The 23766-nt window shown below is 59.1% G+C and carries 21 protein-coding genes; 6 read left to right on the top strand and 15 right to left on the bottom strand.

Annotation, left to right across the window (positions count from 1 at the left end):
* The 3 genes from BKA12_RS04035 to hrcA are packed head-to-tail and all read right to left on the bottom strand — an operon-like array spanning position 1 to position 3009.
* Positions 1-774 carry a 16S rRNA (uracil(1498)-N(3))-methyltransferase gene (locus BKA12_RS04035; RefSeq protein ID WP_183640853.1) on the bottom strand — a complete coding sequence of 258 codons (774 nt, stop codon included), beginning with the start codon at positions 772-774 and terminating at the stop codon, positions 1-3.
* Between the two features lie 23 nt (positions 775-797).
* On the bottom strand, positions 798-1922 hold the full coding sequence (dnaJ, locus tag BKA12_RS04030) for a molecular chaperone DnaJ (RefSeq protein WP_183640851.1): 1125 nt from the start codon (positions 1920-1922) through the stop codon (positions 798-800).
* A 37-nt stretch (positions 1923-1959) separates the two neighbouring features.
* Positions 1960-3009, bottom strand: coding sequence for a heat-inducible transcriptional repressor HrcA (hrcA, locus tag BKA12_RS04025; RefSeq protein ID WP_183640849.1), 1050 nt, complete (start codon positions 3007-3009; stop codon positions 1960-1962).
* A gap of 106 nt (positions 3010-3115) precedes the next feature.
* On the opposite strand from hrcA, the gene BKA12_RS04020 reads away from it, so the two are divergent.
* The gene (locus BKA12_RS04020; protein WP_183640848.1) at positions 3116-3967 is read left to right on the top strand and encodes a DUF3097 family protein; all 852 of its coding nucleotides are present in this window, start codon (positions 3116-3118) and stop codon (positions 3965-3967) included.
* Here the strand turns inward: BKA12_RS04020 and BKA12_RS04015 are convergent.
* Genes BKA12_RS04015 through BKA12_RS04005 form a run of 3 tightly spaced genes read right to left on the bottom strand, consistent with a single transcriptional unit; the run spans position 3964 to position 5500 of the window.
* A complete protein-coding gene (locus BKA12_RS04015) occupies positions 3964-4407 on the bottom strand; it encodes an arsenate reductase ArsC (RefSeq protein ID WP_183640846.1) in 444 nt (147 codons plus the stop codon). The genes BKA12_RS04020 and BKA12_RS04015 overlap by 4 nt on opposite strands.
* On the bottom strand, positions 4404-5090 hold the full coding sequence (locus BKA12_RS04010; RefSeq protein ID WP_338087422.1) for an aquaporin: 687 nt from the start codon (positions 5088-5090) through the stop codon (positions 4404-4406). Before BKA12_RS04010 ends, BKA12_RS04015 begins: the two co-directional genes overlap by 4 nt.
* Positions 5087-5500: an ArsR/SmtB family transcription factor gene (locus BKA12_RS04005; protein ID WP_333907805.1), complete on the bottom strand. Its 414-nt coding sequence runs from the start codon at positions 5498-5500 to the stop codon at positions 5087-5089. Before BKA12_RS04005 ends, BKA12_RS04010 begins: the two co-directional genes overlap by 4 nt.
* Before the next feature lie 209 nt (positions 5501-5709).
* Here BKA12_RS04005 and BKA12_RS04000 point away from each other — a divergent pair, with 209 nt between their 5' ends.
* The gene (locus BKA12_RS04000; RefSeq protein WP_183640844.1) at positions 5710-6132 is read left to right on the top strand and encodes a DUF4870 domain-containing protein; all 423 of its coding nucleotides are present in this window, start codon (positions 5710-5712) and stop codon (positions 6130-6132) included.
* On the opposite strand, the gene hemW is transcribed toward BKA12_RS04000, so the two are convergent.
* Together hemW and lepA are read right to left on the bottom strand one after the other, a co-directional pair.
* Entirely contained in the window at positions 6129-7370 is a 1242-nt protein-coding gene (gene hemW, locus BKA12_RS03995; protein WP_183640842.1) for a radical SAM family heme chaperone HemW, read from the bottom strand. The two genes, BKA12_RS04000 and hemW, sit on opposite strands and share 4 nt — an antisense overlap.
* A 6-nt stretch (positions 7371-7376) precedes the next feature.
* Positions 7377-9230 carry a translation elongation factor 4 gene (gene lepA / locus BKA12_RS03990; RefSeq protein ID WP_183640840.1) on the bottom strand — a complete coding sequence of 618 codons (1854 nt, stop codon included), beginning with the start codon at positions 9228-9230 and terminating at the stop codon, positions 7377-7379.
* A gap of 120 nt (positions 9231-9350) precedes the next feature.
* Between lepA and BKA12_RS03985 the strand changes: the two genes are divergently transcribed.
* A complete protein-coding gene (locus BKA12_RS03985) occupies positions 9351-9950 on the top strand; it encodes a type II toxin-antitoxin system PemK/MazF family toxin (protein ID WP_183640838.1) in 600 nt (199 codons plus the stop codon).
* A 183-nt stretch (positions 9951-10133) separates the two neighbouring features.
* A complete protein-coding gene (gene rpsT, locus BKA12_RS03980; protein ID WP_183640836.1) occupies positions 10134-10394 on the top strand; it encodes a 30S ribosomal protein S20 in 261 nt (86 codons plus the stop codon).
* Positions 10395-10575: 181 nt separating this feature from the next.
* On the opposite strand, the gene holA is transcribed toward rpsT, so the two are convergent.
* The 3 genes from holA to BKA12_RS12600 are packed head-to-tail and all read right to left on the bottom strand — an operon-like array spanning position 10576 to position 14639.
* Entirely contained in the window at positions 10576-11589 is a 1014-nt protein-coding gene (gene holA / locus BKA12_RS03975; RefSeq protein WP_338087421.1) for a DNA polymerase III subunit delta, read from the bottom strand.
* Positions 11590-11610: 21 nt separating this feature from the next.
* A complete protein-coding gene (locus tag BKA12_RS03970; RefSeq protein WP_183640834.1) occupies positions 11611-14160 on the bottom strand; it encodes a ComEC/Rec2 family competence protein in 2550 nt (849 codons plus the stop codon).
* Positions 14160-14639, bottom strand: a complete 480-nt coding sequence (locus BKA12_RS12600; protein ID WP_338087420.1) for a ComEA family DNA-binding protein — start codon at positions 14637-14639, stop codon at positions 14160-14162. The genes BKA12_RS03970 and BKA12_RS12600 overlap by 1 nt, the downstream gene beginning before the upstream one ends.
* 1 nt (position 14640) lies before the next feature.
* Here BKA12_RS12600 and BKA12_RS12595 point away from each other — a divergent pair, with 1 nt between their 5' ends.
* Positions 14641-14778, top strand: a complete 138-nt coding sequence (locus BKA12_RS12595) for a hypothetical protein (protein ID WP_183640830.1) — start codon at positions 14641-14643, stop codon at positions 14776-14778.
* 476 nt (positions 14779-15254) lie between these two features.
* Here BKA12_RS12595 and BKA12_RS03955 read toward each other — a convergent pair whose 3' ends face one another.
* The 3 genes from BKA12_RS03955 to glpK all read right to left on the bottom strand — a co-directional run bounded on the left by BKA12_RS03955 (position 15255) and on the right by glpK (position 20676).
* A complete protein-coding gene (locus tag BKA12_RS03955) occupies positions 15255-16409 on the bottom strand; it encodes a DegV family protein (RefSeq protein ID WP_183640828.1) in 1155 nt (384 codons plus the stop codon).
* A 38-nt stretch (positions 16410-16447) separates the two neighbouring features.
* Positions 16448-18934 carry a leucine--tRNA ligase gene (leuS, locus tag BKA12_RS03950; protein WP_183640826.1) on the bottom strand — a complete coding sequence of 829 codons (2487 nt, stop codon included), beginning with the start codon at positions 18932-18934 and terminating at the stop codon, positions 16448-16450.
* Positions 18935-19155: 221 nt separating this feature from the next.
* Entirely contained in the window at positions 19156-20676 is a 1521-nt protein-coding gene (gene glpK, locus BKA12_RS03945; RefSeq protein WP_183640824.1) for a glycerol kinase GlpK, read from the bottom strand.
* A gap of 62 nt (positions 20677-20738) precedes the next feature.
* Between glpK and BKA12_RS03940 the strand changes: the two genes are divergently transcribed.
* Positions 20739-21668, top strand: a complete 930-nt coding sequence (locus BKA12_RS03940) for an alpha/beta fold hydrolase (protein WP_183640822.1) — start codon at positions 20739-20741, stop codon at positions 21666-21668.
* Positions 21669-21683: 15 nt separating this feature from the next.
* On the opposite strand, the gene BKA12_RS03935 is transcribed toward BKA12_RS03940, so the two are convergent.
* Positions 21684-23765 carry a primosomal protein N' family DNA-binding protein gene (locus tag BKA12_RS03935; RefSeq protein WP_183640820.1) on the bottom strand — a complete coding sequence of 694 codons (2082 nt, stop codon included), beginning with the start codon at positions 23763-23765 and terminating at the stop codon, positions 21684-21686.
* Between the last annotated feature and the right edge of the window lies 1 nt (position 23766).

Genomic DNA, 23766 nt, shown 5'->3' with positions numbered 1-23766 from the left:
CTAGAGCTCACCGGCGAGGTGTCGCACTAGCACCATTGCCGCCGGACCGGCGCTCGAGCTGCGCAAAACGTTCTTGCCGAGTAGCGCTGGAACGGCTCCCGCTTGGGTGAATTTTTCGATTTCTTGCGGTGAGACACCGCCTTCAGGACCCACAATGAGTACGACGCCGCCGCTCGTTTCCCGCGGTTCGCGCACGTAAGTGCCAACTACCGCGCCCAAGGCATTTTCTTCGGCCTCGTGCAACACCACCACAAGTGAGCCGTTCGCAACCCAATCCTCGATGCGGCGGGTGAGCTGCGGCGTCGTCAGCGCTGATTCAATGCTGGGTCGGAAACTGCGGCGCGACTGTTTGGTGGCAGCCAAAATGAGGGATTCCCATTTGGCGAGTGCCTTCGCGGCGCGATCTGCTGGCCATTTCACAATGCTGCGCTCGGCCTGCCAGGGCACTACGTGGCTGACATTGAGCTCCACCGCGGACTCCACGGCTTGCAGATCGCGGTCTCCCTTAGCTAGTGCTTGCACGAGCGTGATGGGAAAGCGCGGTGGGTCTTCGGTACGAAGTTCTTCAACCCGCAAGTGAAGGCCCGTCTTGGACGTGCTCAACACCGTGCACTCGGCGCGGTGACCGGCACCGTCCAAGAGGTCCACCAATTCCTCCACGGTAATTCTCTTCACCGTGGCGGCGTGGTGTCCTTCGGGGCCTTCAAGGTCCAGCTCGTCGCCGGAGGTTACGTCCTCCAGCGACGAACCGAACCAAAATGCCTGGTTGCTCATGATTCTCTTCTCTTGAGAAGGCTCTAGCGAGAGTTCAGGTGATCCTTGATGCGGGAGAAAAAGCCACCGCGCTGTTCCACGCGGCCCTCAGCGAACTCTTCGCCGCGCAGTGCGGCGAGCTTTTCGAGGAGCTCGCGCTGTTCGTCGTCGAGTTTGGTAGGAGTCTCGACGTTGATGTGAACCACGATGTTTCCGCGTCCCGAGCCACGCAAACGAGGCACACCAAGATCTGGCAAGCGGACCGTGTGCCCCGTCTGCGTACCTGGATCCACGGTGACGTCCTTCGAGCCATCGAAGGTGTCCAACTTGACGGTGGTTCCGAGCGAAGCAGCGGTCATTGGCAACGTGACTTCGGCGTGAAGGTCGTTTCCTTCGCGCTCGAAGACGGCGTGGCGCTTGACGTCGATTTCCACGTAGAGGTCACCGGCTGGTCCGCCGCCGGGGCCGACTTCGCCTTGGCTGTCCAAGCGGATACGCGTGCCCGTGCTGACGCCTGCTGGAATCTTGAGCTGCTTGGTGACGCGCTCACGGATGCGGCCCTGGCCCTGGCACTCGCGGCACGGGCTAGGAATGATGGTGCCGTGTCCGCGGCAAGCGGAGCAGGTTTCGAGGGTCATCATCTGTCCCAAGAAGGAACGAACCGGGCGCTGAACCTGACCGCGGCCGCGGCAAATGGTGCAGGTTTCCGGCTGCGTGCCGGCTTCACAGCACGAGCCATCGCAGACCGGGCAGGTGACGGCGGTTTCGATGTCCAAGGGGTAAACCGTGCCCTGCACGGCGTCCTTGAGCTCGATGGTTGCCGTGATGAGTGCATCGCGTCCACGGCTGGTGCGTGGGATGGGACCCTGACCGGCGCCGGATGCAGCACCGAAGAACTGCTCAAAGATATCGCCGAAACCGAAGTCACCAGCGCCGCCGCCGAAGCCTTGGGACGTGCCGTTCTCGTTACCCGTCTGATCGTAGATGTTGCGCTTATCCGGATCGGAGAGCACTTCATACGCGCGCGTGACGAGCTTGAACTCTTCAGCAGCCTCAGCGCCCGGGTTGATGTCCGGGTGGAGCTTACGGGCGAGCTTGCGGTACGCCTTCTTGATTTCTTCCGCGGTGGCGTCCTGGGAGACGCCCAATACCTCGTAGTGGGTTGCCATGTGGTGGCAGTTTCCTTTCTAGCGATTCAGCTAGGTGCTAGCTGGCCAAAATTCGTGACAAGTATCGGGCTACCGCTCTCACGGCAGCCATACTTGCGGGGTAATCCATGCGCGTCGGGCCAAGGACGCCGAGCTTCGCGAGCTGCCCGGGTCCGTAGGAGGACGTCACGAGGGAAGCTTCGGAGAGTCCTCCGTAGGAATTCTCGTGTCCAATGGACACAGCGATTCCATGCGCGTCCTGTTCTAGTTCTGACAACAACCGCAAGAGGACAACTTGTTCCTCAAGGGTGTCCAAGATCGGTGTGATGGTCTGCTGGAAGTCGCTTGTAGAGCGTGCCAAGTTTCCAGTGCCAGCTACCAAATAGCGCGAGCTGTTGCCCTGATTCGCCATGACTTCGAGCCCGGCGGCAACCAGCTCGCCAAGCTCTCGCAGTGGGAAAGGCAACGTGGTGACGCCCACGCGAGCCTCGGCTCCCACGACCATCATCGGCTTGCCCTGAATGGTGCTCAGGATGGCCGTGCGTACTTCGCTCAACAACTCGTCCGTGGTGCTCGCTGGAGCCACAATGACGCGCTGCTCCACCTTGCCGGTCGAAGAAATGAGCACGATCAATGCTTGAGTGGCACCCAACGAAACGAGCTCGAGATGCCGAACAGCGTCGTCGTTCACTATGGGAACCTGCAAAACCGCAACCTGCTGCGTAATCTGAGCCAGCATGCGAACCGTGCGGTCCAGGATTTCGTCAACATCCTCAGCGCCCTCGAGCATGACCTGGAAGGCACGTCGCTCCGCCGCCGAGAGCGGGCGAACTTCCTCAATCATGTCCACGAAATGGCGGTAGCCCTTTTCCGTGGGAATGCGGCCGGCCGACGTGTGTGGTGCAACGATGAAGCCCTCGTCCTCAAGCGCCGCCATGTCATTACGAATGGTGGCAGCAGAGACGTCCAAGAGATGACGTTCCACGAGAGCCTTGGAGCCCACTGGCTCACGGGTCTGCACGAAATCCTCAACGATCGCCCGGAGAACTTCGAGGCGACGAGGTTCCGTTTTGGACGTATCTCGTCGGCTAGCTTTGAACTGATCCATGCGGCACCTCCCTCTAGTGCTCATACTTTTAGCACTCGACACGATCAAGTGCTAAGTCTAATACTTCTTGAGGCATTGCTAGCATCAAGGGCCGGAGAGGAGAGATGTGGACTACAGCTCATGGGGACCGCAAGCAATTGGAAAGCCGGTTCGGAAATCATTGCGAGAAGTGCCCGCCGCGCAAGGCATGGTCATCGAGGACGTCGAGACCGGCTTTGTGGGTGAAATTATGCGGATTGAGAAATCCGGCGGCATGTTGGTGCTCCACTTGGAGGGCCGCGGCGGAAAGACCCGTTCCTTCAAGGCCGGTTACGGCTTCCTCTTGGATGGCGAACCCGTCCGCATCATTGCTCCCGTGAAGACGACGACGCTGCCTCCCGTCGCGCGCTCTGCCTCCGGATCCGTAGTGGTCCAGGGATTGAAAGCGCGCACCGCACGTGCCAGCCGCATCTTGGTTGAAGGTAAGCACGACGCCGAGCTGGTGGAGAAAGTGTGGGGCCACGACCTTCGCGTGGAAGGCATTGTGGTGGAACCGCTCCACGGCGTCGACGATTTGGCTGCGGTGATCGCCGACTTCGCGCCCAGCCCACAGCGTCGCTTGGGAATTCTTGTAGACCACTTGGTCATGGGCACCAAGGAGCAGAAGATCGCCGAGCGCGCCATGAAAGTTCCCGGCGCGGCCGGCAATGTCCTGATTGTGGGTCACCCGTACGTTGACGTGTGGCAGGCGGTCAAGCCCAGCGCTCTGGGAATTCCCGCCTGGCCAGTTATCCCCCGCGGCCAAGACTGGAAGAACGGAATCGTCACCGCGTTTGGATGGCCAGCTTCCACGCCCGAAGACCTGGGCCTGGCGTGGCAGCGCATTCTGTCGCGCGTAACCAACTACGCCGACGTTGAACCCGCCCTGCTGGGTCGCGTCGAGGAGATTATCGACTTCCTGACGGAAGTGGATAACTAGCGCGTGGGAAGAAGTTCGCTGATCAGCGTCTCGATGCGCGCGCGAATTTCGTCACGGATGGGGCGCACGGAATCGACGCCCTTGCCTGCTGGATCTTCCAGTTTCCAGTCCTCGTAGCGCTTGCCCGGGAAGATGGGGCACGTATCGCCGCAGCCCATGGTGATGACCACGTCTGAGTCTTTGACGGCCTGAGTGGTCAGGATCTTCGGCTTCTGATCGCGGATGTCGATGCCCTCTTCGAGCATGGCTTCTACTGCAGAAGGGTTGATTTTGTCTGCTGGCTCAGAGCCTGCCGAACGAACCTCGATGGCACCCTGGGCGAGATGTTCCAAGTAGCCTGCGGCCATTTGCGAGCGACCCGCGTTGTGCACGCAGACGAAAAGGACGCTGGGGCGGTCAGCCTGGTTAGCGGTTTCAGCGGTTGCAGAGTTGTCAGTCATGAGAGTTCCTTCGAAGAGTGGGTTGGCTTTTTGATGAGGAAAACAATGAGGCCGGTTGCGAGGGCGGCGCCCACTAGCTGCGCAGCGATATAGGGCCACGCGGAAGTTGGAGTGATTCCGGCGTAGGTGTCCGTGAAAACGCGAGCGAACGTCACGGCTGGGTTGGCGAAGCTCATGGATGACGTGAACCAATACCCGGCAGCGATGTAACCACCCACGGCCACGGAGACATATCTCGCGTTGTCACTCTTGATCGTCAAGAAGATGATGAGCAAGAGCCCTATCGTCGCAATGACTTCGGAAATCCAAAGATGTCCGCCGAAGCGATCATTCGTGGAAATGGTGAACGCTGGCTTTTCAAACATGGTGTGCGTGAGCCACGTGCCGGTGATTCCACCTGCCATTTGCGCACCCATGAGGGCAAACATGAGTTTCGTGTCCAGATGTCCCAGGAAACGGTCCACCAAGGTCACTACGGGATTGAAGCTGGCAGAAATTCCTTGGAACGCGATGATCAAGGCAACCAGAATTGCACCCGTGGCGATGCTGTTTTCGAGAAGCGCTAGTCCGTCATCGGTAGTGGATAGCTTCGAGGCATAAATGCCCGAGCCGATCACGCCCATCACGAGGAAGGCTGTGCCGAGGAACTCTGCGACGACGCGCTGAAGGCCCGTAGGTGTCACGCTCTTGCCGCCAACTTTGCAGGGGCAGCTGTACGACGGTTCGATACCGGTTCGGCAGGCTGACTTGGCCAGAGGAAGTCGGCCAGCTTGACGAGCGCGTCGTTGTTAGCGCGGTAGTAGACCCAGACACCACGCTTATCGCGAGTGACTAGACCAGCGTCGGCAAGAATCTTCAAGTGACGGCTGATGGTGGGTTGCGAAAGCTCGAAGGACTCGTTCAAGTCGCACACGCAGGCTTCTTGGTTTTCGTGGGCGGCAATGATGGACAGGAGCCGGACGCGGCAAGGATCGCTCAATGCCTTAAAGGTGTTTGCGAGATCTGCGGATGCTGAGTCATCCACGGCGGCCCGAACCATTTGGCTCGAACAGCTGGATTCAGCTTCAGATTGAAGTGCCGTAACAAGTTTCACTTGTAGATATTCACATATCTGCATGTCCTTATCCAAAAGGCGGCGGCTATGTGTCGTCGTGCTTTCCCGCGGCAATTGAGGCAAAGATGCGCCTGGTTTCCGCGAGCCATGCGGTTATTGCGGTGCTGGCAGGTTAAGATGGGCGAGAATTCATCGGCACCTGCCGAGCATTTTTGATACATGAAAACACTTTCAAGGAGTCAACAACGGTGAACGGCGGGCCAAACAACGGCGGTGGGAACCCTAGGAATCCTCAGGACAATTCCCGCTTTGAAGCGTCTGCGCAACAGCCACGCCACTTGACTCCAAGTGAAGATCGCCAGTGGGCCACTATTGCTCACTTCGGCTCGATCTTGGGATGTGTGCCTTCCGGCATCATTCACTATGTTTTCCGCGATCGTGGACCATTCACGGCTCAGGAGTCCAAGGAAGCGTTCAACTTCACGCTTCCACCAACCCTTCTGGCAATCGTCGCGAACCTCTTGTCGATGATCCCCATCATCGGTGGATTCTTTGCCTTCATCGCAGTTCTGCTGTGGCTCTTCTTGACCATCAACGGTGTCATCGCAGGCATCGAGGTTAACAAGGGTCGCCCTTACCGCTACCGCTTCAACCTGCGACTGATCGACTAGAAGTCGGCAAGAATCTTGACCACGCGGTCCGCCAGAAGGCGACCGTTGAGCGTCAAGACCAAACGCTTCTCCCCCGACGCACCCAATGCAGGCCCCGGCTCAACTAAGCGATCGGCAATCAAGCCGGCCACGCGTCGTCGTGCATCATCCCGCAAAGCAGACAGTGGCAAGCCTTCGGCGATGCGCACCTTCAGCATGAGTTCTTCCAGATACTGGGCATCTTCGTCCGGAATTTCCCGGGCAGCCGCAGGCGACACCAATGCGTCAACGCGCCCCTGATATGCAGTCGGGTGCTTGACGTTCCAAAAGCGCGTTCCACCAATGTGTGAGTGCGCGCCAGGGCCTGCGCCCCACCAATCGTTGCCGCGCCAATAGGCAAGGTTGTGCTCGCTGCGTTGGTCCTCAGTTTTGGCCCAGTTGGAAACTTCGTACCAAGTGAAGCCAGCTGCCGCGAGCATGCGGTCAGACAGTTCGTACTTTTCGGCGTGATCGTCTTCGTCCACTTCCGGCACTTCGCCGCGGCGCATCTGAGCCGCTAGCTTCGTTCCGGGCTCAACAATGAGCGAGTATGCCGAGATGTGGTCCGGCTCGTAGCCAATGGCGGTCTCGAGGCTGGTCTTCCAGTCCTCGAGCGACTCCCCCGGCGTTCCGTAGATGAGGTCTACGCTGACATCCAGTCCAAGGTCCTTGGCTGCCTGAACCATGAGACCCACGTTTTCGGGCTGATGGGTGCGGTCAAGCACCTTCAGCACGTGAGGAACGGCCGACTGCATGCCAAAAGAAACCCGCGTGAAGCCGGCGTCCTTGAGAATCTTCAGAGACTCTTTGGTTACGGAGTCAGGGTTGGCCTCGGTGGTGATTTCTGCGCCGTCCTTGAAGCCCCACAGGTCCTTGGCCGTGCGCAGCACGCTGGCGAGGTCATTGGCTGGCAAGAGGGTTGGCGTACCGCCACCAAAGAACACCGTGGACAGATGGCGCGATTCGATACCAGATTCTGTCAGCGCACGCTGAGCAAACTCCAGTTCACGGCTGACCGCGTTGGCGTACGTCGCTTGAGACGCGCCGCCGCCCAACTCGCTAGCTGTGTAGGTGTTGAAGTCGCAATAGCCGCAACGAACCGCACAAAAAGGGATGTGCACGTAGAGCGAGAAGTCGCGACCGGCTGAGCGCGCGGCAGTGCCTTCGGGGAGCCGACCGTCAGATGGAGCCGGATCCCCGTCAGGCAAAATGGATGGCATTCGCTATTACTTCTTCTTGTCCTTGGAGCTGTCGCTGGAAGAGAGTGCTGCGATGAAGGCTTCCTGAGGAACCTCGACGCGGCCCACCATCTTCATACGCTTCTTGCCTTCCTTCTGCTTCTCGAGCAGCTTGCGCTTACGGGAGATGTCACCGCCGTAGCACTTGGCAAGAACGTCCTTGCGGATAGCGCGGATGGATTCGCGGGCAATGATGCGGGAACCGATGGCAGCCTGGATGGGCACCTCGAACTGCTGGCGTGGAATCAACTCACGCAGCTTTCCGGTCATCATGACGCCGTAGGAATACGCTTTGTCCTTGTGGGTGATGGCGCTGAAGGCGTCCACCTGCTCGCCCTGAAGCAAGATATCCACCTTGACGAGGTCGGCGATCTGCGAACCGTCGGCCTTCCAGTCCAGGGAGGCGTAGCCGCGGGTCTTGGACTTCAAGACGTCGAAGAAGTCGAAGACGATTTCAGCCAACGGCAAGTGGTAACGGATCTCCACGCGATCTTCAGACAGGTAGTCCATGCCGCGCATGATGCCGCGACGAGACTGGCACAGCTCCATGATGGCGCCCACGAATTCGTTCGGGGCAAGGATGGTTGCTGCCACCATTGGTTCGTGGACTTCCAAAATCTTGCCGGACGGGAACTCGCTGGGGTTCGTCACGGTGGTCATCTTCTTGTCCTCGGTCTTCACCTGGTACACCACGTTTGGTGCGGTGGAGATGAGGTCCAAGCCGAATTCTGCCTCGAGGCGTTCGCGGGTGATTTCAAGGTGCAGCAAGCCCAAGAAGCCAACGCGGAAGCCGAAGCCCAGAGCCACAGAGGTTTCTGGTTCGTAGACAAGCGCAGCGTCGTTGAGCTGGAGCTTGTCCAGTGCATCGCGCAGTGCTGGGTAGTCAGAGCCGTCGATCGGGTACAGGCCGGAGAACACCATTGGCTTCGGGTCTTCGTAGCCGCCGAGGGATTCCGTGGCTGGCTTAGCGAAGTTGGTGACGGTATCGCCCACCTTCGACTGGCGTACGTCCTTCACGCCCGTGATCAGGTAGCCCACTTCGCCAACGCCCAAGCCCTTCGTCGGGACGGGCTCGGGCGAGCTGACGCCGATCTCCAAGAGTTCGTGGGTAGCACGCGTCGACATCATCTGAATGCGCTCGCGCGGAGATAGGTTGCCGTCGACCACGCGAACGTAGGTGACCACGCCGCGGTAGGTGTCATAGACGGAGTCAAAAATCATGGCGCGGGCCGGCGCGTTGGCGTCACCCACAGGGCTTGGCAGCGTTCCCACGATGCGATCCAGCAAGGCCTCGACGCCTTCGCCGGTCTTACCAGACACGCGGAGCACGTCCTCAGGATCTCCACCAATGAGGTTGGCCAATTCAGCCGCGTACTTCTCTGGCTGCGCTGCCGGAAGGTCAATCTTGTTCAGGACCGGAATGATGGTGAGGTCGTTTTCCATCGCCAAGTACAGGTTGGCAAGCGTCTGGGCTTCAATGCCCTGAGCTGCATCCACCAGCAATACGGCGCCTTCGCACGCGGCCAGCGAACGAGAGACTTCGTAGGTGAAGTCCACGTGGCCCGGCGTGTCGATCATGTTGAGGGCGTAAGCGGTGCCATCCACTTCCCACGGCATGCGCACGGCCTGGCTCTTGATGGTGATGCCACGCTCGCGCTCGATGTCCATGCGGTCAAGATATTGAGCCTTCATGTCACGTTGCGAAACGATGCCGGTGAGCTGCAACATGCGGTCGGCCAGGGTGGACTTACCGTGGTCAATGTGCGCGATGATGCAGAAGTTTCGAATGAGCGCCGGATCGGTGGCGGCGGGCACCGGTGCGGTGCGGGCCTGAGGTGACACGTAAATAGCCTCGCTTGCGACGAATTTTTGATGGATTCCGCGCACCGTTGTGGAGGTGGCAGATTTCCTATTGTCCCATGAAGCACCATCTGTTCGTTGCACCGCTGGTACCGTGATGACATGAAATTTGATGCGAACGCCATCTTCCGCGTGGCCCGCCAGATTTTCCGCATTGCCGAACCGATCATTCGGGAGCGGATGAACGACGGCAAGCGATCTTCGGCGCCAACCTCGCGGCCTCAATCGACGACGCCCAATTCAGCGCCGTCGTCGTCCTCTAATTACGACGACGCTCCCCGCGGTTCTTGGCAATTCGGCGGCTACCCCGGTGATTATTCCGCGAACGACGCCGCTAACTCGGTGGCGAGCTACTCCCCTAACCCGAACGGCAACGCCGATCCTGGTGAAGTGGTGTGGGCTTGGGTTCCTTATGAAGAGGACTACTCCCGCGGTAAGGATCGTCCGGTCTTGATCGTGGGACGCGACGGCGAATTGTTGCTGGGTCTCATGCTCACCACGAAGGACCGCGATAACTCGCAAAGTCACAACAGCAACTACATGGATGTAGGCACTGGCGGTTGGGATTCCAAGGGTCGACCGAGCGAGGCGAAGCTTGATCGCGTCATTCGACTTCGTCAGGACGGCATTCGTCGCGAAGGTGCGGTCTTGGGCAAAGAACGGTACGACGACGTTGCTCACGCCTTGCGCAGTCTTCGCTGACACGCCGCAAGCGTTCCGTTTCAGTGGAAACCGTGGGTAATTCCTGCTAATATTGACAGCTGTGTGTCCGCGCAGATCGACGGGCACCCGAGCCGACCTTTCAACTGCATCCCCACGCAGCCGGTCCAGTGTCGGCTTGGAACCCTCACGATCCTGTCCGAATCATCAGAGAGAAATTCATTCGTGGCCAATATTAAGTCCCAGAAGAAGCGCATTCTCACCAACGAGAAGTCCCGCGTTCGCAACCTTGCAGTTCGTTCCGAACTCAAGACCCTCGTCCGCGCCGTCAACGAAGCAGTAACTGCCGCTGACAAGGAAGCCGCCGAGAAGGCGTTGCGCACTGCTAACCGCAAGCTTGATAAGGCTGTTAGCAAGGGTGTTATCCACAAGAACCAGGCTGCTAACCGCAAGTCTGCGATCTCCAAGAAGGTTGCTGCTCTCTAAGCAGTTACGTTCTTTAGAACTTCAAGTGACCGTCTCCTTCGGGAGGCGGTCACTTTTTGTTTGGCGTCCTACATCAGCGCTGCGCCGACTCTCTGTGCAGATTGTCTATAAATCAACGACCTTCTGTAGGTACTGAATTTCGTTGGACCGAGTCCTATCCGATAAACGAAGCGGAGAAGGGTCAGTGACGTGCGGCGAGGGCGATCTGCGTGACGAGACGTTCCACCGCGTACTCAGGATCGCGGGACTCCCCCTTGACCATCGCATCGGTTTCGGCGACCAGAGCAATGCACTTGATCAGATCTTCTTGAGTCCAGTAGTTGGCAAGCTCTTGTGCCTGACGAACCTGCCATGGAGCCATTCCGAGCTCACTGGCGAGTTCGCCGCTACTGACTCGACGCCCGGCAACCTTCGCCACCTGACGAAGCTTCATTGCCACCGATGCGATGATCGGAACCGGATCAGTTCCGGTAGACAGTGCATGTCGAAGAGTGCTCAACGCCTGCGTGGAGCGGCCGGCCAACGCAGCGTCAGCTACTTTGAACCCTGTGGCTTCGACGCGTCCGCCGTAGTACTTATCAACATCTTCCAGAGTGATGTCGCGTCCCACATCTTCGGCGAGCTGACGGCACGCGGCCGCTAGGTCACCAAGCTCGTTGCCCAATGCTGCAACCAACGCGCGGACGGCTTCTGGATGGATTTGCCGCTGATGCGCTCGAAACTCTTGGGCGACGAAGTCGAACTTCTCGGCATCCGACTTTGGGGCCGTGCAATCGATGACTGGAGTCTTGGCCTTCTTGAGAGCGTCCAGCAACTTCTTTCCGCGGTTTCCTCCGCTGTGCTGAACGACGAACATGACATCGTCAGACGGTGCTTTGAGATAAGCGAGAGCATCCTCAAGAAACGCGTCCGTCATGGTCGCTGCGTTACTGGCTTCCATGATGGTGAAATCGTTGAAGAGCGACGGCGAGGCCGACAAAAGGATCTCACCGGACTGATACTTGCTCGCGTCGAGAGAGACGAGTTGAGGATCTTCATGGGACTCGCGGATAGCCTTGCGCAACTGATCCAGCACTCGCGAGACGATGTAGTCATCAGAGCCACTCAATAAGATGATCGGCGCTGGCTTTGCCTGGCGCCAGTTCATGGCATCAGAAGCCTTAGCTTTGCCGCGTGAAGCGGGCGCGGGTGTCACGAAAGCTCTCCTCTACTGGTGTTATTCGATCCTAGTTCGAGTTGGGACGGAGCGATAATTCAGACTCTGCTCATCGTTGATGGTCAGCAAGACCAACCCTTGAAGGTCTGTTCGAACTGCTGGGATTCCTAGTTGTTCGAGTTTCTCCAAGATGTTGGGTGCCGGGTGTCCATAGGTGTTATCGGCGCCGACCGAGATGAGCGCCAACCCAGGATGGGCCGCCTCCAAGATTGCTGTTCCCCCATTTCGTGCCCCATGATGGCTGATCTTCAAGATGTTGGTTTTCAGTGTTCCATCCGGTTGGCTCCGGATGATCGATTGCACGGCGTCCGCCTCGATATCCCCAGTAGCCAAGAGTTGCCAACCTCTGATGCTGAATTGGATGACCAAGGAGGCATCGTTTTCAGTGCTGGCGGGTGATTCTGGCGAGATCACCGTCCATGAAACATTTGCGATTCCTCCCTGAGATCTTGCGTGGATCTGCTCAATCACGGTGGTGCCTGGCTTTTCGTTTGACGCGAGCCCAAGCGGTTCTGCCGTCGAGTAATAGATCCTCTCGACCGTACGTCCATGCATGACACCGCTGATGCCTCCAGCATGGTCGGCGTGCAGATGGGTGATGAACAGCACTGACACGGTGGTGATATCCAGCTGTTTGAGGCATTGATCCATGAGCGCCGGATCCGGGCCAGAATCAATCACGATTCCTTCTTGTAGGCCAGTCCTGATGACGAACCCGTCGCCTTGACCAACATCGCACATCGCGATGCTCCACTCCCCAACGGATACAGGAACGAGTTTCGACAGCGGCACGAGTGCCGCAAGGAGCACTGCGGCGGATCCTGTGATCAGGAGGGCACGGAGCATTGGTCTATGAACACTCCAGAGTCCCACCGCCAGAAGTGCCGTGATGGTGCACGCGACGAGCGCTCCTGGTGTCCCTTCCGGCCATTCCAGTACGGCAAATGGGAGTCCAGCGAACCACCTGCCGATGGCGCCCACGATGCTTGAAAGAATCCCGGACACCCAGATGAGCGGTAGCGGCAGAGCCGGCGAAAGTGCGCCAAGGAGCAGAGCAAGCGTTCCAAGTACCGTGATGAAGGGGATGAGTGGACTCACCACAATATTGGCGACGGTGGACCATGTAGAAAACTGCGGAGCGAGCAGCGTCAGTACTGGAAGGCAAGCAATCTGAGCCGCTAGGGCCACCGCGAGTGCTTGTGCGAGCCAGTCGGGTAAGAATCTGGCCATGAGTGCGGCTAATGGGCGACCTATGATGACGATGCCTGCCGTTGCACACACGGAGAGCTGGAATGCAGGTTCGTTGGCATACAAAGGATCGATCATCAGCAGAACTGTCACACTAACGCTCAATGCGGCTAGAGCTTGCTGAGAACGGCCCGCGAATACGGCGAGGGCGGCAATGCTGCCCATGACCGCTGCTCGAACGACGCTTGGTTCGGGGTACACGATGAACACGAACGCCAACAGACCCAGCATGCAGCCGAGGACGACGACCCACCGCGGCAAGGACATGGATCGCAACAAGAGCGCGATGAAACCGAGGATGAGCGAACAGTTCGCACCGCTGACGGCAGTGAGGTGAGCTAGTCCTGCGTCCTTCATTGCTTGTTCTAGCTCGTCGCTCTGGCCTGACCTGTCCCCCATGACCATTCCTGGTAAGAGTGCAGGAGCATCTCCGGGAAGTTGTTGCGAGCTCGTGCCGAAGGTGGAACGAATCCCTTCGACCCACGTCTGAAAGCTCGATGGTTCATTTCGTCCGAGTGCTTCTGGTTCCGTTTGCGGCCTGATCCACATCGCACTTCGACTTCCGGGCTCAGCCGCTGAGAGCTTAGCTAGTACTTCGAAACGATCCCCAACTTTAAGGTCCTGAGCATCGAGATTTCGGATGCTCGCACCCGAGAGCAATATCGTTCCCGATTGATGAGCGGAGAACCACCGTCCCTCTTGGGAGAACCTCTGCACTCGAACGTTTGCGAGCCACGCGTTCGGCTTCTTTTGCGTGCCGGGACTCATTGCTTTACCTGTACGGGCTTCTTCACCTGCACGGGTTCCTTCACCGGCGTGGGCTCCTTCACCGGCACGTGCTGGACTCGAACTATCGTGGTGCGGATCTCCCGACAGCGTTGAAGAATCATTGCCGGAGAGCTCCTTGACGAGCCCCGTGCTTTCCCTGCCACCTGGAGTGTTCATAGTGGTGGCTCGTGGAGCATCCAGAAGTTCGATCTCAAGACGCGCCACGGTTGAGTTCTGAATGAGCCCAGTTAGCGGCGAGTTACGGGCATCCTGCTGATGCAGGCAAATGACTCCGGCAATGACGGTAGCTCCGGCGACAGCTAGTGCCATCGGCGACCACAGCGGAGCGAACCATGAAACGAGCCCTACTCCACGAGTAAGAACCCAGATCGACAGCGCACTGGAAAGAGCTCCCCCAATGAAGACAGCGATGGTGACTTCTAGCGACGAAGGTAAGAGTATGAGCGCCGTGATCCAAGAGCCGATGGCCAGCCATGCAGTCCGCAGCTCGAGCTTGGGAAGTTTCTCCTTCATCAGAAACCGATGAGGCCTTCGAGCTTCTTCAGCATCGCGGGGCCGATGCCAGAGACGGCATCGAGTTCAGCAGCTGATTTGAACGGGCCATTTTGTTCTCTGAACTCGACAATGCGTTGGGATAACGCGGGACCCACGCCGGGCAAGGCTTCCAGCTCTGCTGCAGTAGCAAGATTGATGTTGACTACCGTCGACGTCACCTGACGAGTGGCGCCGACAGTAGCATCCGCAGCCGCTGGTGCGCCTGGTACATGGGCGGGCGATCCCGTAGTGGGCGCAGCAGCGGGTGCAACGGTCTCGTTGACCTTGGGAACGTAGAGCTGCTGGCCATCTTGTGCCTGCTCGGCAAGGTTGATGGATCGGATGTCTGCATCTTTGAGAACACCGCCTGCTTTTGTGAGCACCATTCCCCAGCGTTCTCCACTCGCAACTGTATAGAGGCCTGGATGTTTCACCGATCCTTGAACAGAAACCGTCACCGTGGAGCCAGAGCCAGATGAAGATCCTGGTGCGGAGGCGGACGCATTTTCAGACGCGGATGCGTTTGTGGTTGCGCTTGTTTTCGACGACGCTGTTGCTGTTGCTGTTGCTGTTGCTGCTGTTGCCGCGGACGCTTGATCTTCTGGGGCATCAGAAACTATGGGCGGGTCATCGCGTTTGATGCTGCCGAGGTCCTGAGCCTGCGGAAGGGGACGAATCCACAAGCTCACCCCAATCCACAGCAAAGCTCCGACCAGAAGGCATAGAACCGCCCCTCTTTTGACCCGCCACGCGATGTCAACGCCCCGGGGTTCGTCTCCCTGATGTGGAGCAACCCGAAAGAGCGCAGAGAGACGATCGCGCAAGCCAGCGAACCGTGAGCCCGTCGTGAAGAGGACAGGAGTGTGCTCGTCGAGATCGGCTGATTGGTGGTCGTCTGGAGGTGGTTGGACTGCTGATGATGGTCTGGATTCTTCCCAAAGATGTCGCCCCATGCTTCAAGGCTAGGAGTCATGGAAGAGGCAGATGCCCTGGAGCTAATGAAATGTTGAAAAGTCCGCCCACGGCGCGCGAAAGGATTGCCTGTGGGTGTTTTTGACGTGTTTTGCGGGGTATCAGTACCGCGCAGGGGCGCAACAAATGGCGAGCACGCCGGCGCCGGTGTGCGCAGCAAGAACCGTCGACACACTAGTGAGTAGCACCGGGTACGTGGTGTGAGCCTCGAGATCTCGCACTAGCTGGCGAGCCATCTCCTCGTTGCCAAAAGACTGCACGCCAAAGCGGCACGGAACGCCCCGCTTCTCAGCCTCTTGAACCGCCAGTTCCAGTAAGCGGGCAAAGACCTTGGGAGCGGTACGCACGCGCTCTCTTACCTGCAGCTTTCCATCAACAATGTTGAGGATGGGCTTGACCGAAAGAAGTGACCCCAGCACGGAGGCGGCGATGGAGATACGACCGCCCGCACGGAGCTGATCCAATGACGGAACGGCGAAGTCGATGGTTGGAACCAGCGAACCAGTCAAAGCCCGAACGCCAGCAAACGCACGCTGAACAGGATCGCTTGGCTGGTTCTTTTGATCGGCTACGGTTGCCGCTTCGAGCGATGCTCCGGAAACATCGGTCGGCACAGACGTAGCTGACGCCTGTGATTCAGACGACTGCAACTTCGAAGACGCACGAGCATCTTCAGACGGCTCGCTATCAGAAGCACCTTTTCCTGGGGATGTGGCGCTTGCGAAAGCTGCGTCGTCGTAATTCTCTAAGAAATCCACCGTGTCCATGACCAGGTAGCCCTCCGCAAGACCTGCGGTGCGGGTGTCGATGACCTGGACGGGAATGCGAGCGGACTCCGCAGCTAGCCGCGCGGCATCACTGGTACCGGACAGCTCTCCTGAAAGATGAAGCGAAACGATGCCATCAAAGCCGCGATTCGCGAGCTCTTCGTAGATCTGCGAGAACTGGCCCGGTGCCGGACGCGAGGTCTTGACGGGCTTTCCCAGGGCGAGAGCCAACGCGAGTTCGCGCTCGATATTCTCTGGATCGTGAGCGTAGATTTGCCCGTCAATCATGAGCGGCATTGGCACGACGACGAGACGGTCAGCATGCTGTGACACGAATTCGGACGGCAACGACGCACCAGAGTCCGTCACCACGGCAATGCGCGGTGACGGATGCTCTGGTCCATCAGAATTGTCCGGCCCAGTAGCTCGAGACTGACGCAGGCGTTCAAGCCAGCTCGGTACTCGAGTCTTAGGGTTCTTCTCGGTCATCGTAAAAGCCTACGCAGTTACTTTCGCGGCTGCGCTAGTTACTTCGTCACGATGTTCACGAGCTTTGGAGCACGGACAATCACAGTGCGGATTTCCTTGCCCTCAAGCGCGCGTTGCACGTTCGCCGATTCCATAGCTGCAGCCTTGAGATCCTCTTCCGAGATATCTGGGGAGACCTCAAGACGATCGCGAAGCTTGCCTTGGATCTGGACGACAGCCGTGACCGTGTCCTCAACCAAGAGGGCAGGATCCACTGCTGGCAAGCCGGCGAGCGCGACGGATGGTTCGTGACCCAACTGCGCCCACATGTCTTCCGCGGTGTACGGAGCGACAAGGCTCAGCAAGATGGCGACGGCTTCGGTGGCTTCGCGGACGGCAGGATCCGCTGCGCCAGCACCGGAGTCGATCGTCTTACGAGTCGCGTTCACGAGGCTCATGATGCGTGCGATCACCACGTTGAACTTGCCGGCGTCCAAGAGCTCCTGAGCTTCGGCGACGGTGCGGTGAGTCGCGGAGCGCAGGGACTTATCCCCCGCTGCGAAGTCCACGCCTGGAGCGCTCGTCACGTCCTGAGCCAAACGCCAGGCACGGGCCAAGAACTTCTGGGAACCGGACGGGGAAACGTCGGCCCAGTCCACGTCATCCTCTGGAGGAGAAGCGAAGACCATGGTCAAACGAATGGCGTCAACGCCGTACTCGTCCAGCTGCTGGCCCAAGTCCACGCCGTTGCCGAGCGACTTGGACATCGCCTTGCCGCCGTTGAGGACCTGGCCCTGGTTCAAGAGCGCCTTGAAAGGCTCCGTGAAGTTGATGTGTCCCAAGTCGGCAAGCGCCTTGGTGATGAAGCGGGAGTACAGCAAGTGCAGGATGGCGTGTTCCACGCCGCCCACGTACTGGTCAACCGGCATCCAGTTCTTCATGGCTTCTTGGTCAAATGCCGCTTCCGAGTTGTTCGGGGACATATAGCGCAAGTAGTACCACGAGGAATCCACGAACGTGTCCATGGTGTCCGTATCGCGCGTGGCAGCCTTGCCACAGCTTGGGCATTCGGTGTTAACCCAAGCGGCGTTGGACGCCAACGGCGACTGACCCTTCGGAGCGAGCTGCTCACCACGCATGTCTTCAGGCAAACGAACTGGAAGCTGCTCGTCTGGGACAGGCACTGCGCCACAGGAGTCACAGTGAATGATCGGGATCGGAGCACCCCAGAAGCGCTGGCGCGAAACCAACCAGTCGCGCAAACGGAAGTTGATGTAAGCGTCGCCGGTACCCTGCTCGCGGACCATTTCGATGGCCTTCGCGTAGCCCTCTTCCTTGGTCAATCCGTTCAGATCGCCCGAGTTGATGAGGGTGCCAGTGCCGGAGGTTGCGATGCCGGTGACGGCAGGATCCTCTTCGCCAGTATCTACGACGGCGCGAACAGGCAAGCCCATGGCCTTCGCGAAATCCAAGTCGCGCTGGTCATGTGCAGGAACGGCCATGATGGCGCCGGTTCCGTAGTCGGCCAACACGTAGTCCGCTGCGTACACAGGCAACTTTTCGCCGTTGAGCGGGTTGATAGCGTAACGACCCAAGAAAACGCCGGTCTTCTCATGATCCGTGGCCAAACGATCAATGTCAGACAGAGCCTTGACCTGCTCGCGGTACTCCTCGAGGGCAGCTGCCTGCTCAGGAGCCACGATCTCGGCCGCCAACTTAGCGTCAGCTGCAACCACGAAGAAGGTTGCGCCGTACAAGGTGTCTGGGCGCGTGGTGAAGACCGTGACCTGACGCCCGGTGTCCTCGGAGCCTTCGAGAGCTTCGATCACGAAGTTCACGTGGGCGCCTTCGGAACGGCCGATCCAGTTACGCTGCATGGCCAACACGCGCTCTGGCCAGTGGCCCTCGAGCTGTTCCATGTCATCGAGCAACTGCTGCGCGTAATCAGTGATCTTGAAATACCACTGGTTCAATTCCTTCTTGGTGACCAAGGTGCCACAGCGCTCACACGCTCCGTTGACGACCTGCTCGTTTGCGAGCACAGTCTGGTCCTTTGGGCACCAGTTCACCGGAGAGTTCTGGCGGTACGCCAAACCACGATTGAAGAGCTCGATGAAGAGCCACTGGGTCCAGCGGTAGTACTCCGGATCAGAGGTCTGGAGACGGCGTGACCAGTCAACGGAAATGCCGTAACGCTTGAAGGACGCAGCTTGGGTATCGATGTTCTTGTAGGTCCACTCGGCAGGATGAGCGTTGCGCTTGATAGCGGCGTTCTCTGCGGGAAGACCGAAGGAGTCCCAGCCGATGGGGTGCAGGACGTCGAATCCCTTTTGGCGCCAGTAGCGAGCTACGACGTCGCCCATAGCGAAAGCTTCTGCGTGGCCCATGTGCAAGTCACCGGATGGGTACGGGAACATATCGAGCACGTAGCGACGCTCTTTAGACCCGTCATCTAGCGGCTTGTAGACGCCTAAATCGTCCCAAACCTGTGCCCATTTGGACTCGGCCGCTTTGAAATCGTAGGTGCCGGTCTCTTCCGTACTCACGTGTGACTCCTGAAAATCCTGAGAACGAGTGTTCGTTCACTTTGGTGCTGGTAAATGACGTGCCGTAGGTGCCGCAATCCTTATCCAAAGAAAAACCCCTGCCTTCCGCTAAGCAGAAAGTGCAAGGGCATGCACGCGTTGAAGCGCGCTTTACGGTAGAAGGACGTGTCGATTCACCCTTCAATACTAGGGTGAAGGGCGCTATTTCGCGAAAGTCTGTCTCACGCGAGCGGTTCGAGCCATCCCACTGTGTTCCCCACCGCGCGATTCCACCGGCCCAACAGTTCTTTCCGATGATCCGCATCCATATTGGGAGTGAAGCGGCGTTCTTCTTTCCAGAGGCTCTGAAGGGCTTCAAGATTGTCCCAAAAACCGATCGCCAAACCGGCGGCATACGCGGCACCCAAGGACGTTGTCTCAACATTTTTTGGCCGAATAACGTCCAGATTGAGCACGTCAGCCTGGAACTGCATGAGTCCATCGTTCACGCACATTCCGCCGTCAACACGGAGCTCTTTCAGGGCCCCAGTGTCCTCTCCGCGTTCCGTCTGAACGGAAGCTACGACGTCGTACACCTGATACGCAGTGCTCTCCAGAGCCGCCCGCGCAATGTGAGCCTTCGTCACAAAGCGCGTTAGCCCCTGAATGGCACCGCGCGCCTCAGGACGCCAGTACGGCGCGAACAAGCCAGAGAATGCCGGCACAAAATAGACGCCTCCGTTATCCGGGACGGACGCGGCGAGCTCTTCAACCTCAGCGGACGTCGAGATGATCCCGAGATTGTCGCGCAGCCACTGGACCAGAGAACCCGCTACCGCTACGGATCCTTCGAGACCGTAGACCGGAGGCTGACCCTCAAGTTGATACGCGACGGTGGTCAGAAGACCCTCGGACGACGTCACTGGCTCATTGCCGGTGACAAGGTTGAGGAAGCAGCCGGTGCCATACGTGTTCTTCGCGGCGCCCGGGGTGAAGACGGCCTGACCAAAGGTTGCCGCCTGCTGGTCGCCAAGGATGCCGGTAATGGGCGTATCGCGAAGCAACTGATCGTCGTGGCAGATTCCAGAGTGACCGGACGATGTCTTGATCTCCGGGAGCATCGACAGCGGAATGTTCAGCTCGCTACAAATCTCTGTGGACCACTGGCAACTGTAGATATCCATGAGGCCAGTGCGGGACGCATTGGTGACGTCCGTTGCGTGCACTCCCCCATCAGGACCGCCCGTCAGGTTCCACAGCAGCCATGAATCGATGGTTCCAAACAGCGCCGCTCCGCTATTGGCAAGCTCCCGTGCTTCGGGAACGTTCTCTAGGATCCATGCGAGTTTGGAAACGGAAAAGTAGGTGGTCAGCGGCAAACCGGTGATGTCCTTGATGACTGTCGCCAAACCGTCTGCTTCGTGGGTCGCTACGAAGCCCTGTGTGCGGGTGTCTTGCCACACGATCGCGGGTGCCAGCGGCTCACCCGTGAGTTTGTTCCACACCACGGTGGTTTCGCGTTGATTCGTGATGCCCACGCCTGCGATGTGGTGGCGCGTGAGGTTGGCCTGCGCTAGTGCCAGTCCCACGGCGGCGCGGGTGTTGTTCCAGATTTCGGTGGCGTCATGCTCAACCCAACCTGGATGCGCGAAGATCTGGCGGTGTTCTTTCTGACCGCTCGCAATTGATTCACCAGCGACGTCATAGATGACGGCACGCGTGGAAGTGGTTCCCTGATCAATCGCCAGCATGAAGGAGGACATACTTCCGAAACTATGCGGAGCACGCCTGTGAGTCAACGACAGAAACACCGTAGGCTGTGAATGTGGAACCTGATCAGCCTCTTAACGACGATCGACCTGCTCTCGCCACGACCATCAGGATCGAAGAATCGGATGTCCGCGTCTTCACCTATCCCGCGACTGTTCAACACCCGGTAGCGCGCTTCAACGAAGAGACGCAGACCTTCGCGGCCCACAGCGACGGCGTGATTCTGGCAATCCACGGTTTCCGCGGAGATCACCACGGGCTGCGCCGCGTCATCAACGCGCTTCCCGAATACACCTTCGTGGTCCCCGACCTCCCAGGCTTCGGCGCCTCGAGCGCGTTTTGGGGAACCAACCATGACACCGACGGATATGGCTTGGTCATCACGGCCCTCAAGAAGGTCCTCGGCATCAGCGACAATTCAATTTTGCTGGGACACTCCTACGGTTCCATCGTGACCTCGTCCTATATGGCGAAGCACCCGGACGCATTTCAATCGCTGATTCTCATCAACCCCATTTGCGAGCCCGCGCTGGAGAGCGATCAAAGGCTCCTCAGCTACGTGGCACAGGGGTACTACGGTTTCGCGAGCCTGCTCCCCCGAGAATTGGGCGAGGCTTTCATTCGCTTGCGAGTGGCCACGGATTTAACGTCGCTGGCCATGACGAAGTCCAAGGATCCAGATATCCGCAAGTACGTGGTCAATCAGCACCGCACGTACTTTGGCGGCTTCGCCAATTTGGACGTATTGCGCCAATGCTACGAGTCATCCATTACTGACTCGGTGAAGGACTTCGCAGCCGATATTTCAGTCCCCACCCTGCTCATCGCGGGTGCGTTGGATGAGCTGGGAAGCGTCGCGAAGCAACAGCACCTGGCCACCCTCTTTGAACGTTCAGAGCTACACGTGATCCCAGACGTGGGACACCTGATTCACTACGAGACCCCGTTTTCAGCCGCTGCCGCAATTCGCGGATTCCTGCAGTAGCAACTGCCAAACAAACTAGAGCGCGCGCGAATCATCCACCCGCACGGACACTACAGGCTTGCGGTGCGTGCTGGATCGAATCTTCGCGTTCTTGAGTTCCTTGGCAACGTTGGGGCCGTCCGCGTACGTGAAGAACAGCAGCCACCGGTGCAGGTAGTCCCCCGAAGTTCCTGGGTTCTCGAACGCTACTGGTCCCAAGACGGACACGGTCTCCGGCAGAGACAAAGACTCCACGAATTCATCCGTCGAACGCGCAGGGCCCTCAAGAACAGCCGAACGGCATGCCGGCGGCAGATTCACGTCGCGGCGCTGCTCTAATTCGCGCCACGCAAACCCCGGAGCATCCATTCGAACTAGTGCCTGAGTGGCGTCCGTCTGTGACGCAGCAATGACCACTCGTCCGCCTTCGGAGGCTGACTTCACGAGAGACACCGCATCAAACCAGCGGTGCACCACTTCTTCGCTCACACGCAGTCCTTCGCGCATGAGGGATCGATCGCCATCGAGCAGCAAAGCGGCCTGATAGCCACCATGTGCGCGTGGTTCCGCACCAGGCGTGGCCACCACGAGTTGGGGCTTATCCGAGACCTCATACTTGGGTTGCGCGCCGGTCGCCGAGACCACCGGGAACTTCGGAAAGGCCCGACCCAATTCTTCGGCAGTACGGTCCGCGCCGATAGCTCGAGCGCGTAGCTTGGTAAAGCCGCAGACATCGCAACTCCAGGCGTTGGCCACGCGGCCACACCACTGGCACGTCGGCACGGCAGACGCGTGTGAGAGCGACAACGGCCCGTGGCAGTGCTTGCACGAAGCGGCAGCACGGCATCGCTCACACGAGGTCGTGGGCACAAACCCGGTCCGGGCCACCTGAATCAAGACGGGCCCCTTTTCGAGCGCGTCCTTCGCAGCAGTCCACGCCGCACGCGGCAGACGTGAGGCGTGCAGGAAAGGATCTTTCTCACGCTCAAAGTCATCACCGGTCACCACAATGCGCGGCGAAAACGAGCGGCGCACGTCGCGCGCAGCAGCGAGTTCAAGCGCCCACTTAGTCGCCACGAGGCGTTGGGCTTCGGCACTTCGGCTGGTAGACAGAATCAACAGGCCAGCGCCCTCAAGACTCGCGCGCAGCAGCAGTACTTCGCGTGCATGCTGATACGGAGCTCGCGGCTCATTCAGGCTCTGGTCCGCGTCTTGCCACAAGATGTACAGCCCCGGCGCTTTCAGCGGCGCAAACGCGGCAGATCGCGTGCCGATGGCAACATTGGTTCGTCCCAGCGCGACGCTCATGAAATTTCGATACCGCGGCGTCGGCCCATCTTCCGCATTCAAGCGGGCAACATCGATCGCAGGCTCGTGTTCGGCAAGGCGCGTTTCGAGAAGCTGAAGATCGCGGGCGTCGGGCACCACCACTGTGGTGCCGCGACCGGAGGCATGAGTGGCCGTCAGCGCGTCGGTGACAAGCTGAGTCCAGTCCCCCGCCGCTTGCGGAAGCACCGTCACCACGGCTCGCGGAGATTCGCCCGCCGCCAGTTGGGCCAGGAAATCCGGGCCGCCTTCATAGTGCCGCCATGCGGATTCGGAACTATCAAAGGACGACGACGCAGCTCGGCTACCAGCCTCCGCTTCAGAGACCTCGGCTTCCGTACGAAATTCTTTGTCAACGCTCGCGGCGCGCGGCGGTACTGCCGCACGCAACACGTCAGAGAGCGTTCCTGCGTAGCGATCTGCGACGGCCCGAGCCGCCGTTGCCACGAGAGGATTTAGGACTGGGAACGGCGTGAGGACTTTGAGCAGCGGGATCGGCGACACTCCGGCTTCAACGTCAGCGCGACGCTCCAGAATGTAGCCATTCAATTTCTGGGCACCGAACCGGACGCTCACGCGGGCGCCGGGAACGGCGTCGTCGTGCATGGAAAGCGGAACCGAGTAATCAAAGGGGTGGTCCAAGTGCGGAACCGGTTGATCCAGCACCACCCGGGCATACGGGAGTTCGGGCGCGAGCGCTACACCGGAGGTCGACTGCTTCGTTTCCGGGGTGGTGGAAACGACGTCAAGCCCCGGAAGTGACTCCGGTGTACCGCGCGCCTCGAGTGCCACA

The organism is Neomicrococcus lactis (assembly GCF_014200305.1).
GTDB classification, from domain to species: Bacteria; Actinomycetota; Actinomycetes; order Actinomycetales; family Micrococcaceae; genus Neomicrococcus; species Neomicrococcus lactis.
The sequence above is the reverse complement of the archived record's forward strand: the minus strand, read 5'-3'. Positions and strand labels throughout refer to the sequence as shown.

Coding starts and splice junctions, on each gene's coding strand:
- BKA12_RS04035 (WP_183640853.1), bottom strand. CDS start 774: ATGAGCAACCAGGCATTTTGGTTCGGTTCGTCGCTGGAGGACGTAACC.
- dnaJ (WP_183640851.1), bottom strand. CDS start 1,922: ATGGCAACCCACTACGAGGTATTGGGCGTCTCCCAGGACGCCACCGCG.
- hrcA (WP_183640849.1), bottom strand. CDS start 3,009: ATGGATCAGTTCAAAGCTAGCCGACGAGATACGTCCAAAACGGAACCT.
- BKA12_RS04015 (WP_183640846.1), bottom strand. CDS start 4,407: ATGACTGACAACTCTGCAACCGCTGAAACCGCTAACCAGGCTGACCGC.
- hemW (WP_183640842.1), bottom strand. CDS start 7,370: ATGCCATCCATTTTGCCTGACGGGGATCCGGCTCCATCTGACGGTCGG.
- BKA12_RS03985 (WP_183640838.1), top strand. CDS start 9,351: ATGAAATTTGATGCGAACGCCATCTTCCGCGTGGCCCGCCAGATTTTC.
- BKA12_RS03970 (WP_183640834.1), bottom strand. CDS start 14,160: ATGAAGGAGAAACTTCCCAAGCTCGAGCTGCGGACTGCATGGCTGGCC.
- BKA12_RS03955 (WP_183640828.1), bottom strand. CDS start 16,409: ATGACCGAGAAGAACCCTAAGACTCGAGTACCGAGCTGGCTTGAACGC.
- glpK (WP_183640824.1), bottom strand. CDS start 20,676: ATGTCCTCCTTCATGCTGGCGATTGATCAGGGAACCACTTCCACGCGT.